The sequence below is a fragment of the Micromonospora sp. NPDC005324 genome, assembly GCF_040607155.1.
GTDB lineage: Bacteria > Actinomycetota > Actinomycetes > Mycobacteriales > Micromonosporaceae > Micromonospora > Micromonospora trifolii.
This window is the reverse complement of sequence record NZ_JBEXGE010000009.1, coordinates 68945-81605: the sequence shown is the minus strand read 5'-3', so window position 1 is coordinate 81605 and position 12661 is coordinate 68945. Positions and strand designations below refer to the sequence as shown.

The 12661-nt window shown below is 73.6% G+C and carries 7 protein-coding genes and 1 pseudogene; 5 read left to right on the top strand and 3 right to left on the bottom strand.

What is annotated here, in order from left to right; translation table 11 throughout:
• Positions 1-284 precede the first annotated feature (284 nt).
• Positions 285-1304, top strand: a complete 1020-nt coding sequence (locus ABZS40_RS12020; protein ID WP_354943317.1) for a LacI family DNA-binding transcriptional regulator — start codon at positions 285-287, stop codon at positions 1302-1304.
• A 6-nt stretch (positions 1305-1310) separates the two neighbouring features.
• Here ABZS40_RS12020 and ABZS40_RS12015 read toward each other — a convergent pair whose 3' ends face one another.
• Positions 1311-3683 carry a GGDEF domain-containing phosphodiesterase gene (locus ABZS40_RS12015; RefSeq protein ID WP_354943316.1) on the bottom strand — a complete coding sequence of 791 codons (2373 nt, stop codon included), beginning with the start codon at positions 3681-3683 and terminating at the stop codon, positions 1311-1313.
• A 217-nt stretch (positions 3684-3900) separates the two neighbouring features.
• Between ABZS40_RS12015 and ABZS40_RS12010 the strand changes: the two genes are divergently transcribed.
• Complete coding sequence (locus ABZS40_RS12010; protein ID WP_354943315.1) at positions 3901-4293, top strand: PH domain-containing protein; 393 nt, start codon at positions 3901-3903, stop codon at positions 4291-4293.
• Here the strand turns inward: ABZS40_RS12010 and ABZS40_RS12005 are convergent.
• The gene (locus ABZS40_RS12005) at positions 4287-5213 is read right to left on the bottom strand and encodes a 2-hydroxyacid dehydrogenase (protein ID WP_354943314.1); all 927 of its coding nucleotides are present in this window, start codon (positions 5211-5213) and stop codon (positions 4287-4289) included. The two genes, ABZS40_RS12010 and ABZS40_RS12005, sit on opposite strands and share 7 nt — an antisense overlap.
• Positions 5214-5398: 185 nt before the next feature.
• On the opposite strand from ABZS40_RS12005, the gene ABZS40_RS12000 reads away from it, so the two are divergent.
• From ABZS40_RS12000 to ABZS40_RS11990, 3 genes are all read left to right on the top strand, one after another.
• On the top strand, positions 5399-7216 hold the full coding sequence (locus ABZS40_RS12000; protein WP_354943313.1) for a GAF domain-containing SpoIIE family protein phosphatase: 1818 nt from the start codon (positions 5399-5401) through the stop codon (positions 7214-7216).
• 92 nt (positions 7217-7308) lie between these two features.
• A complete protein-coding gene (locus ABZS40_RS11995; RefSeq protein WP_354943312.1) occupies positions 7309-8481 on the top strand; it encodes a PQQ-dependent sugar dehydrogenase in 1173 nt (390 codons plus the stop codon).
• Between the two features lie 60 nt (positions 8482-8541).
• Entirely contained in the window at positions 8542-10146 is a 1605-nt protein-coding gene (locus ABZS40_RS11990; RefSeq protein ID WP_354943311.1) for a metallophosphoesterase, read from the top strand.
• Positions 10147-10189: 43 nt separating this feature from the next.
• Here the strand turns inward: ABZS40_RS11990 and ABZS40_RS11985 are convergent.
• Positions 10190-12545, bottom strand: a pseudogene (locus ABZS40_RS11985) (pyruvate dehydrogenase).
• Positions 12546-12661: the final 116 nt, after the last annotated feature.

Below are 12661 nucleotides of genomic sequence, written 5' to 3'. Positions count from 1 at the left end.
CGATGCGAAAAGCGGCCCGGTGAGCGGGAAAAGTAGTGGTAGAAGGGCTTTTACCGCAGTTCCACGCGCTGGTCGACAGCCCTCGGGCGGAGGACGCGCGGGTATGCTGAACCGCATAAGTCATGCACCCCCGACGGCAGGCGCCTACCGTGGACCGCCGGCCCACCACACCGACTGCGCTAGGTTGGGGCCGCCGCCCGGCCCCGCTGACCCAGTGCCAGGGCGTCACCACGACAGTCAGGAGATCCGACCTCCCCGAGGCCGGAGAGTGGAGGAGCACGCCGGTGAAGCGGCCGACCATCGCCGACGTCGCCCAACGCGCCGGGGTGTCCAAGGGCGCCGTGTCGTACGCGCTGAACGGGCAGCCCGGCGTCTCCGAGGCCACCCGGCAGCGCATCCTGGCCATCGCCACGGAGATCGGTTTCAGCCGCAGCAGCGCCGCCCGCGCCCTCTCGGCCGCCACTGCGGGGGCGATCGGTCTGGCCCTGTGCCGACCGGCGCGGACCCTTGGCGTGGAGCCGTTCTTCATGGCGCTGATCAGTGGTGTCGAGGCCGAACTCTCCGCCCGCTCGTACGCGCTGACCCTCCAGGTGGTGGCCGACCCGGACGCCGAGATCGATGTCTACCGGCGCTGGTGGGGCGAACGACGGGTGGACGGGGTGCTCGTCTGCGACCTGCGCACCGACGACCATCGCATCCCCGCACTCGAACAGTTGCAACTGCCGGCGGTGGTGATCGGCGGCCCTGGCGGCACCGGCGATCTGGCGAGTCTCTGGTCCGACGACGCCGCCGCGCTGACCGAGACGGTGGAATACCTGGTCGCGCTCGGTCATCGGCGGATCGCCCGGGTCGCCGGCCTGCCCGACCTGCGGCACACCGAGATCCGCACCGACGCCTTCACGACGGTGTGCCAACGGCTCGGCCTGGTCGACGCTGTCACCGTCTGGTCCGACTACACCGGCGAGGAGGGCGGCCGGGCCACCCGCCGGTTGCTCAGCTCGGCCGACCGGCCCACGGCGGTCATCTACGACAACGACGTGATGGCCATCGCCGGGCTCTCCGTCGCCCAGGAGATGGGCCTGACCGTGCCCGGCGACCTGTCCATCGTGGCCTGGGACGACTCGCCGCTGTGCCGTCTGGTGCACCCGCCGCTGACCGCGCTGGGCCGGGACATCCCGGCGTACGGTGCGCACGCCGCCCGGCAACTGCTCGCCGTCGTCGCCGGGCAGCCTGCGGGGCGGGTGCAGGACGAGACACCCCACCTGACGCCGCGCGGCAGCACCGCACCGCCCCGAGGCAGATGAACCGGTTCAGCGAGACGCTGAGGGGAACTCCTCGAAGTACGCCTCGACCCGCTCGGCAGTCGCCGGCCGGGCCAGCGCGAACCCCTGCCCGTACCGGCAGCCACCCCGGCGCGCCCCCTCGACCTGGGTCGACGACTCCAACTCCTCGGCGACGATCTCGACGCCCAGCCGCTCGCCCACGTTGACCACCACGTCGATCAGCGGTGGTTGCCCGTCCGGCCGTGCGCCCACCAACTCCGGGCCCACCTTGAGCAGGTCGATCGGCAGGCGGCGAAGTTGGGCCAGCGAGGCGTGCTCGGCGCGGAAGTCGTCCAACGCGGTGCGTACGCCCAGCGACCGCAGCCCGGCCAGCCGAGCCACCACTGTCGGCAGGTCACCGGCGACCCTCGGCTCGCTCACCTCCACCACCAGTCGCTCCGGCGGCACCCCGTACGCGGCCAGCACGGCAGCGAGCCGCTGAACGAAGTCGGGCGTGGTCAGCTCCCGGGTCGTGACGTTGACCGCCATCCACAGCTCCCGGACACCCACCGACCAGTTGGACAACTGCCGGCAGGCCCGATCCAGCACCCACCACTCCAACTCGCCGACCAGGTCCAGGTCCTCGGCGACGGGCAGCAACTCGGCCGGGAGCACAGTGCCGAGCACCGGGCTGCGCCACCGCAGCAGCGCCTCCGCGCCCACCGGCTGCCCGTCGGCCAGGTCGACCACCGGCTGGTAGACGAGGTCGAGTTCGCCGCGCGCCACCGCACCGGGCAGCTCGCGCTCCAGGTCGAGCCGGCGCACCAGCTGTTCCTCCAGGAACGCGTCGTACCACTCCACCCGGTCCCGGCCCAACTGCACGGCCCGTCGTCGAGCCAGCTCGGCCTGCCGGAGCACGTCCGCCGGCCCGGCGCCGCTCACCTCGGCCAACCCGACGCTCGTCTGCACGCGCAGCATCGCGCCGGCCAGCCGGTAGGGCGGGCTGAGCGCGCTCAACAGTCGGGTGCCCAGCGCGTACGCCAGCACCGGGCCGGCGGCGGTGACCACCGCGAAGCCGGTACCCGTGCACCCGGTGACCAGATCGTCGGGGGCGATGACCGCGCGGGCCCGGTGCACCGCCTCGGTCAGCACGTCCTCCCGGGCCGTCGGGCCGAAACCCTCGGTGCCGTGCAGGTCCACCAGCAGCAGCGCGCCGGACGGCGCCGGAACGTCGCCGATCGCGGCCAGGGCGTCCAGCAGGGCAGCCCGATCGCCGGGGGCGCCGCTCGCCGCCACGGGTCGCCGGTTGAGCCCCGACCAGGCGGAACTGTGGTCAGGCGACCAGGTCGAGCCGGCACCCATCGCGGTGGCCCCGCCCTCCGGGACGCCGGGGCCTCGCTCGGGCGGCGGCTCCGGCGTGCCCGGCCAGCGGGCCGGGGCCGCACGGCGGTGCCGCAGCGACCGGCCGGCCGGTCGTCGATGAGCGGCCCGCCGAACGGACGTGGACGCGTCACTCGCGCGCAGCAGCTCGCGCAGCACCAGGGGCGGCACCGCCGCCAGGGCCAACAGCACGCTCGTCTGGTCCGGTGCGCGGCCGGCGACCACTTGCAGACCCGCCGCCAGCAGCAGCACCGCCGCGGGAAGCACCGACCGGGGCCAGGCCGCGGCGACCGGCTCCACCGGCTCCGTCTCGTCCGCCGCATCCGCCGCGCCGACAGCGACGAGCAACATCCCGAACACCAACGGGGGTACGGCCAGCAGGGCCACCCGGCCGGCCGGCTCAGGCGGCAACGTGGCCAGCAGCACCAGCCCGCCCACTGTGAGCAGGACGCCGCCCCGGCAGAGCGCCGCACCGGAGCGCCGCCGTGGCCCCGCGAACGCGTTCAACGCGGCCATGCCCAAGCCGCCGAGCGTCAACGCGGCGACCAGCCCAACCGGGACCGGCAGGCCGTCCCGGGGCAGCAGCAACCAGCCGGCGAGGGCCAGACCGACGGCCGGGCCGGTCGACTCGACCAGCCACCGCAGCCGGACCGGGGCCGCCGGCCGGGATCGGCCCGGAAGCCGGTACAGACCGGCCGTCGCAAGGGCCGCCACGAGCAGCGACCCGATCAGCACGGCGAGGGTGTGCCCGATGCCGGCCAGGGGCAGCACGACGGCGGTGAGACCCGCCGCCACCACCGCCGCGTCGAGCAGCACGCCCGCCGCACGCGGCGTCGGGTCGGTGCCGCGCCGGGAGGCCAGCCGGGAGAGTCGCAGCCCGGCGAGCGTGGCGCCGGCGCCGGCGGCCAGCGCGATCACCACCGAGGGTGGGACCAGGTCGACGGCGGCGGCGAGGAGGAGCAGCGCCACCGCCACGGACGTGGCGGCCTCCGGCGCCGCACGGCGGGGGACGAGGACGCGGAACGGGTACGCGAGGAGCACGGCGGTCGCCTTCGTGAGGGGGCACGGGGGCGGTGCGGCGGTGCGGGAGATCGGACGTTGCGAGTCCGCTACCCACGATTGGCAACGATGGACGGGCGAATTGGTTACTTGCCGGTCACTCAGGGAAGACAACGACCTGTGTCACTGTACGGCGTACCGCACGCTGCCGGCACCGCCCGCCGCGAGCCGAAACAACCAGGAGTGGGATCATCGGAGGGTGAGTAAGCCCGACACGGTCCGCTTCCGGTACAACCAAGCCATCCTGGTGGCCGCGATCATCGCCTTCGTCGGCGCCCTGCCGCTGGCCAACGCCCGGGACTACCTGCTGCCGGTGCTGCTCGTCCCCCTCGCCGTCGCGGTGTGGGCCTGGCGGGCCGGCACCGACGCCGACGCGCGGGAGCTGCGCATCCGGGCACTGGTCGGGCAGCGGCGGATCGACTGGGACCAGGTCCTCGAGCTGACCACCGACCAGCGCGGGCGCGCGGTGGCCCGACTCGACGACGGCCACCAGGTCACCCTGCCGGCCGTCCGTGGAACGGATCTGCCCCGACTGGTCGCGGCGACCGGCCAGCCGCTGCCGGACGCTGCGGCGGAGACCCCCGGTCAGTAGCCGTCGACCACCGTGTTGATCAGCGGCTGTCCGGCGGCGAACCGGCGGACCTGATCGCCCACCAGTCGGTAGGCCCGTGGCAACAACCCGCGCACCGACCCGCCGACGTGCGGGGTGAGCAGCACGTTCGGCATGACCCAGAGCGGAGAGTCGGCGGGCAGCGGCTCCGGGTCGGTGACGTCCAGGGCCGCCGAGATCCGACCGGTGCCCAGCTCGGCGACGAGCGCCTCGGTGTGCGCCACCGGGCCCCGGGCGGCGTTGACCAGCAGCGCCCCGTCCGGCATCGCGGCCAGGAACGCCTTGTCGATCAGGCCACGGGTCTGGTCGGTGAGCGGCACCAGCACCACCACCACGTCCGCGTCGGGCAGCAGCCGGGGCAGTTCCTCGACGGCGTGCACTCCCTGCTCCGGGCGTGCCGTCCTGGCGACCAGTGTGAAGCTCACGTCGAAGGGGGCGAGCCGGTCGCGTACGGCGGCGCCGATCGAGCCGGCGCCGATGATGAGCACCCGCTTGCCGGTCAGCTCGTCGGTCGGGGTGTTCTCCGCGTACGTCCAGCGCCGCTCGGCCTGCGCGCGGACGAACGCCGGGAACGCCCGCAGCTGGGTGAGGATCGCGGTGACGACCCACTCGGCGGTGGAGGGGTCGTGCACGCCCCGGGCATCGCAGAGGGTGACAGCCGGCGGTGTCCGGCCGGCCCAGGCGTCCGCTCCGGCGGAGAGCAACTGCACCACCGCCAGGTCGGGCAGCTCCCGCAGCACCGCCGTCGCGTCCGAGCCACCCAGGAACGGCGGCACCCAGAAGCGGACGTCGGCCGCCTCGGACGGCATCCGGTCGGTCTGCTCGAAGACCTCCACCGTCACGTCTGCGGGCAGCTCGCCCAGGAGGTTCAGGCCGGCCTGGTGCGGAATCCATACCTTCACGTCCGCCGACGATAGTCCTCGACGCCGCGGCCGGTGCGGGCACGGCGGCGAACCGGCGTCCCGGGGGATGGCGTGTGGGGCCGGGGCGGGCGAGACTCAGCACACCGATGTTCGACTCCGACCCGAACGAGGTATAAGAAAGGTCGGAGGGCCGGCCGTCCTCCGTCCCGGCAGACAGGTGCTCGATGACCGACGGCTCCCCCGGCCCCACCCGGGGTTCGATCGCGCCACCTTCGGTGCTCGGCGACCCGGAGCGGCTGCGCGCGCTCGCCGACACCGGGCTCGACGCCGCCCCGGACGAGGCGTTCGACAGGTTCGCGCGGCTGGTCAGCGACCTGCTGGACGTGCCGGTCGCGCTGGTCTCCCTGGTCTCCGCCGACCGGCAGTTCTTCCCGGGCGCTGTCGGGCTGCCGGAGCCCTGGTCGGAGCGCCGCCAGACCCCGCTGAGCCACTCGTTCTGTCAGCACGTGGTGGACATCGAGGTGCCGATGGTGCTGCCGGACGCCCGGCTCTACCCCCGCGTCCGGGACAACCTGGCCATCGAGGATCTCGGCGTGGTCGCGTACGCCGGGATGCCGCTGACCGACCTGGCCGGACGGGTGCTCGGCTCGCTCTGCGCCATCGACAGCAAGCCCCGCGCCTGGACGGCAGCGCAGCTGCGCACCCTGTCCGACCTGGCCGCCGCCTGCTCGTCGGAGCTGCGACTGCGGATCGCGCTCGACGGCGCGCAGGAGGCCCAGCGACGGGCCGTGCAGGCACACGAGCGGCTGGAGCTGCTGGCCGGAGTGAGCGAGACGCTGGCCGGCACCCTGGACGTGGGCACCGCGCTGCGCCGGCTCGCCGCCGCCATGGTGCCGCTGCTCGCCGACTGGTGCCTGCTCACCCTGATCGGGCCGACCGGCCTGCCCCGCGAGGTGGTCTCGGTGCACCGGGACCCGGCCCGCGCGGCGGACGTCGACCGCTTCGGCGACATGCTGCGCACCGGGCTGAGCCCCGAGTCGATCATCCGGACGGTGCTCCGGACCGGCCAGCCCCGGCTCGGCAGCGTGGCGTCCCTGGCCGACGTGACGAGGGGCACCACAGACCCGGAGATGGCCACCATCGCCAGTCGGCTGGGCATCGCCTCCTACCTGAGCGTGCCGGTGCGGGGCGTCGGCGGCACGGTGCTGGGGGCGATCACCCTCGTCAACGACTCCCAACGTCAGGCGTTCGACGACCGTGACCTGCTCACCGCTGTCGACCTCGGGCGCCGGGCCGGCCAGGCCGTCGGCAACAGCTCGATGTACGGCGAGCAGCGGCACGTCGCCGAGGTCCTGCAACACAGCATGCTGCCCCGACTGCCGGTGGTGGCGGAGATGGAGCTGGCGGCCCGCTACCAGCCGGCGGCCGACCGGGTGGAGGTGGGCGGCGACTGGTACGACGCCTTCGTACAGCCCGACGGCGACGTGATCGCGGCGATCGGGGACGTCGCCGGGCACGACATCGAGGCGGCCGCGACCATGGGCCAGCTGCGCAACCTGGTGCGCGGAAACGCCTTCAGTCGATCGGACGAGGTCGGGGCGCTGATGACCGACCTGGATGACGCGATCCGCGGCCTGCGACTGTCGACGGCAGCCACCGCGACGCTGGTCCGGATCCGTCCGCAGCGCGCCGGTGTGCACGAGATGACCTGGTCCAACGCCGGGCACCCCCCGGCCCTGGTGGTCCGCGTCGGCGGGGCGGTCGAGGTCCTTCAGGGCACACCGGAGCCGCTGCTCGGCCTGGCCCGTCCGTCGCCGCGGAGCAGCCGCTCGACCAGCCTGGCCACCGGCGACACCCTGCTGCTCTACACCGACGGGCTGATCGAACGGCGGGACCGCTCGATCGACGAGGGGCTGGCCGAGTTGGCGGGCCGACTGTCCGGCACCGACACGCTGCCCCTCGACGACCTGTGCGATCTGCTGCTCGCCTCGATCACGCATCGTGAGGACGACACCGCTCTGCTGGCCGTACGGGCTCGGTGAGCGGTCCACCGTCGACCTCGGGCGGGTCCAGTCGGCACACGTTGCATCTCGACGGGCCCGGCCGGGTCGTGCGGCGGGCTACCCTGGGCCGGGTGAGCGCCCGTCCCCCGTACCCTCGCATCCACCGCCTCCGGGTGGCCCTCGCGGCGTCCTGCGCGGCGCTGCTCTTCACCGCCGGTTGCAGCTTCGGCGAGCCGGAGCCCGACCCGGCCGGCGAACCGCCCAACCTGCCGACCCCGTCCGCGTCGGCGAACCCTGGCGGCGCCGGCCAGCAGGCGGTGGCGACAGTGCTCGCCAAGGGTCTGCGGGTGCCGTGGGCGATCGCCTTCCTGCCGGACGGCGGCGCGTTGGTCACCGAACGGGACAACGGCCGGATCCTTCAGGTCGGGCCCGAGTCCGGGCCGGACGGGCTGCGGGTCCGCCCGCTCCAGACCATCCCCGACGTGGCGGCGGCGGGCGAGGGTGGGCTGCTCGGCATCGCCGTCTCCCCCGACTACGCCCGGGACCAGACGGTGTTCGTCTACTACACCACCGAGCGGGACAACCGGGTCGCCCGGCTGCGGCTCGGCGGGCAGCCCACGCCGATCCTCACCGGCATCCCCAAGGCCAACGTGCACAACGGCGGTGGGCTGGGCTTCGGCCCGGACAAGCAGCTCTACGTCAGCACTGGTGACGCCGGCCAGCGCCCCCTCTCCCAGGACGTGAAGAGCCTCGGCGGCAAGATCCTCCGGATCACCCCGGACGGCAAGCCCGCCGCCGGCAACCCGTACCCGAACTCCGCGGTCTGGTCCCTGGGGCACCGCAACGTCCAGGGTTTCGCCTGGGACGCCGCGAAGCGGATGTACGCCGTCGAGTTCGGCCAGAACACCTGGGACGAGATCAACCAGATCACCAAGGGCGGCAACTACGGCTGGCCGGAGGTCGAGGGTCAGGCCGGCGACAAGCGGTTCACCGACCCGATCGCCCAGTGGGCGACGTCGGACGCGTCCTGCTCCGGTCTGGCCGCCACGGACCGGCTGCTGGTCACCGGTTGCCTGCGCGGCAAGCGCCTCTGGGTGATGGAGCTGACCGACACCGGCACCCTGCTCGGTCAGCCCAGTGAGCTGCTCACCAACCGCTACGGTCGGCTGCGTGCGGTGGCCGCGGCACCGGACGGGTCGCTCTGGGTGAGCACCTCCAACCACGACGGCCGGGGCGACCCGGCGGGCGACGACGACCGGCTCCTGCGGGTGGTCTTCGCGGGTGGTGACGGCGGACGCAGCTGATCGCGTCACCATCCGTTCAGGTTTGCCAAGATCTTCCGACGGGCAGGTCAGACTCTCAGCATGGACGGGCAACGCGACGAGCGGCACGACGACGCCGATGACCGGGGCGACCCGGTGACCGGCGACGATCAGCCGCGCCCGACGGGTTGGTGGGTCGGCGCCGCCGGCCCGCTGCGCCGCCTCGGGCTGATCGTCGCCGTCCTCGCCGTGGCCCTGGCCGGGGCTGTGCTCGGGGTGCTGGCCGGTGGCCAGGTGAGCACCGACATCGGCCCGTTCCGGGCCAATCTCAGCATCTCCCCCGCCCGGGACGGCGGCACCACCGTCGACATCCCGCCGCTCGGCGCGCTGCTGCTCGACAGCCACGACGGGCCGACCCATCTCACCGTCCGGCTGGGCGCCCTCGACCAGGGGCGCACCGAGGCGCTGATCGACGACCCGGCCAGTATCAGCCGGGCCAGCCAGAGCGCCGTGGAGGACGTCCGCTCCGGGGTGATGCGCCTCGGCCTGCGTACCCTCGGCGCATCGGTGCTGGTCACGTTGATCCTGGCCGGGCTGATCTTCCGCGACGTCCGACGCACCGCCTGGGCGGGTGGGCTGGCGCTGCTGGTCACCGCCAGCAGCCTCGGCACGGCGGCGGCGACAGTTCGTCCGCAGGCCATCGAGGAACCACGTTACGAGGGGCTGCTGGTCAACGCGCCGGCCATCGTCGGTGACGCCCGCCGGATCGCCAACGACTACACCAAGTACGCGGAGCAGTTGCAGCGCCTGGTCGGAAACGTCAGCCAGCTCTACACCACCGTCTCGGCGCTACCCCTGTTGGAGCCGACCCCGGGCACCACCCGGGTGCTGCACGTCTCCGACATGCACCTCAACCCGACCGGCTGGCAGCTGATCCGGACGGTGGTGGAGCAGTTCGGCATCGACGTGGTGATCGACACCGGGGACATCACCGACTGGGGCAGCGAACCGGAGGCCTCCTTCGTCGCCTCGATCGGCCTGCTGAAGAAGCCGTACGTCTTCATCAGGGGCAACCACGACTCCGGCAAGACCGCCGCCGCTGTGGCCCGCCAGCCGAACGCCATCGTGTTGAACAACACGACCACGACCGTCGCCGGGCTGACCATCGCCGGCATCGGCGACCCGCGCTTCACCCCGGACAAGAACACCTCCCCGGCCGGCAGCGGGTTGACCCAGCAGGTGGCCGACCAGGTGATCGGGGCCGGCAACCAGCTCGCCGCGACGGTCCGCAGCTCACCGCGACCGGTCGACATCGCGCTCGTGCACGACCCGGCGTCGGCCGGGCCGCTCGCCGGCACCTGCCCGCTGGTGCTGGCCGGGCACACCCACTCCCGGCAGGTCACCGAGCTGCCGCAGGCGCCCGGGCAGCGGCCCACCACGCTGATGGTGGAGGGCTCCACCGGCGGCGCCGGGCTGCGCGGCCTGGAGGGCGAAAAGCCCACCCCGCTGTCGATGAGCGTGCTCTACCTCGACCAGCAGAAGCTGCTCCAGGCGTACGACACCATCACCGTCGGCGGCACCGGGCAGGCCCAGGTCAACCTGGAACGACGCCTGGTGGAGAACCCGACCGCCGGCGTCCCCGCCACACCCACACCCACGCCGAGTGGCGGTGACCCCGCCACACCCACGCCCACACCGACCGGCTGAGCCGACGTCGACGCCCGCCAGCGGACCGGCGGGCGCCGACGGGTCAGCGGAGGGCGATGGCGGCCAGTGCGGCGTTGACGATGCTGCCGGGCAGCAGGTCGTGCAGTTCGTACAGCTCGGCGACGCTGCCGGACTGGCCGAACTCGTCCACCCCGAGCGGCACCGCCGGTGCGCCGACCGCCGAACCGAGCCAGGCCATCGCGTGCGACGCCGCGTCGTGCACTGTCACCACCGGCACCCGATCGGCGAACGCGGACCGCAGCGCGCCCGGCACGCTGGGCACCGTGGCCGTCCGTACGCCCTGGCGCAGGGTGCGCTGCCAGGCCCGGTAGAGCCGGTCCAGCGAGGTCACGTCCACGACGTGCGCGGCGATGCCCTCGTCGGCCAGTTCCGCGGCGGCGGCCAGCACCTCGGGCAGGACCGCGCCGGAGGCGGCCAACTGCACCACCGGGGCGTCGACCAGGTGCGGGTACGCCTGGTGCGCGTCGACCAGCCGGTACGCCCCGGCGACGACCTGCCGACGCAGCACCGCGTCGCCGAGCCGGGCCCGGGCCGCCTCGAACGGTGCCTGGGCCAGCGGTCGGGTGCTCAACCGGAAGTAGTACGCGCCGTCCTCGGCGGGTGCGGCGGTCGCGGCCGGGGCCGGCCCACCGGCGATCTGACCGAGCGCGTCGCAGAGCAGCCAGTCGAGGGTGGCCGCGTACGCCGGCTCGATGAAGGTCACCCCGGGCAGCTCCAGGCCGACCGACGCGGTGATCGTGGACTGGTGGGCACCGCCCTCCGGGGCGAGGGTGATGCCGGACGGGGTGCCGGCCACCACGAACCGGGAGCCGGAGTAGGTGCCGTACAGGAAGGCGTCGAGGCCGCGCAGCACGAACGGGTCGTAGACAGTGCCCACCGGCAGCAGCGGCTGCCCGGACAGGTCCCAGGACAGCCCGAGCTGGCCGAGCAGCAGGAACAGGTTCATCTCCGAGATGCCCAGCTCGATGTGCTGCCCGGCGGGGCTCTCCGTCCAGCGCAGCATCCGGTCCTCGGTCCAGGAACGCTGCTCGGTGGGGGCGAACACCCCGGTCTTGTTGATGAACCCGGCGAGGTTGGTGGAGGTGGCCACGTCCGGGGCGGTGGTGACCAGGTAGCGGCCCACCTCCCGGTCCCGCGCCAGGTCCACCAGCACCCGACCGAAAGCCTCCTGCGTGGAGATCGGCTTGTTGGCGCGTACTCCGGTGCTCTCCGGAACGGTGACGCCCAGCGCGCGCTCGCGCGGCGCGCGGGACAGCGCCTCCCGGCGGGCGCCGGCCTGGATCCCGGCGGGTGACGCCGGGTCGAGGCGGTCCCACTCGGTGTCGGCGGTCAACCCCTGCGCGGCGCGCAGCGTGTCGACCTGCTCCGAGCTGAGCAGCGCGGAATGGTTGCGCGGGTTGCCGGCGATGGGCAGACCCCAACCCTTCACCGTGTACGCGAAGACGACGCTGGGCCGGTCGGTGACCGCGTCGCACTGGGCGTACGCGTCCAGCAACCTGGAGGTCGTGCCCGCCCAGGTCGGTGACGAGCGGGCCGAGCTCCTCGTCGTCGATGCTCTCCACGAACGCGCCCACCTCGGCGGGCGCCCCGTCCAGGAACTGCTTGCGCAGCGCCGGGCCGGCCAGCCCGAACAGCGACTGGTACTGCTCGTTGGGCATCGCGTCGATCCAGTCGCGCAGCGCCTCGCCGCCCGGCCGGGCGTACGCCTCGGCGAGCCGGCGGCCGTACTTGACCTCCACGACGTGCCAGCCGGCCGCCTCGAACTGGCCCCGCCACTGGTTGATCCGGATGCCGGGAATCACCCGGTCCAGCGACTGGCGGTTGAAGTCGACGAGCCACATGACGTTGCCCAGCCCGGTGGTCGCCGGGTCGGCCACCGCCTCCCAGATGTTGCCCTCGTCCAGCTCGGCGTCGCCGATCAGCGCCACGAACCGGGAGTGCGGGCGGGCCCCGAAGTGCGCGTCGACGTAGCGCCGGGTGGCGGCGGCGAAGAGCGGCGCCGCCGCCCCCAGGCCGACCGAACCGGTGGAGAAGTCCACAGCGTCCGGGTCCTTGGTGCGCGACGGGTACGACTGGAGGCCGCCACGGGCCCGCAGCCGGGGCAGGTAGGAGCGGTCCAGGTTGCCGAGCAGGTACTGGATGGCGTGGAACACCGGGGACGCGTGCGGCTTCACCGCGACCCGGTCCTCGGCGTCCAGGTGCGCGAACCAGAGCGCTGTCATCGCCGTGACCAGGGAGGCGCTGGACGCCTGGTGGCCGCCGACCTTCACACCGTCGCCGGTGGTCCGGTCATGGTTGGCGGCGTCCACGATCCGGGTGGCGAGCCAGAGCACCCGCTGCTGGATCTCGTCGAGGACATCGAGGTCGTGCTGGGTCACGGTGGTCACGGTGGCTCCATCCAGGCGTCGCCGTTGACGCCCGCGCGAGGGGTGCGGGGTGGCCGCGTAGTGGGCAGGGGGTGGCGGCAGGCCGCCGCCGGGTCGCGGCGGCGGCG

Coding starts and splice junctions, on each gene's coding strand:
- ABZS40_RS12000 (WP_354943313.1), top strand. CDS start 5,399: ATGACCGACGGCTCCCCCGGCCCCACCCGGGGTTCGATCGCGCCACCT.
- ABZS40_RS11990 (WP_354943311.1), top strand. CDS start 8,542: ATGGACGGGCAACGCGACGAGCGGCACGACGACGCCGATGACCGGGGC.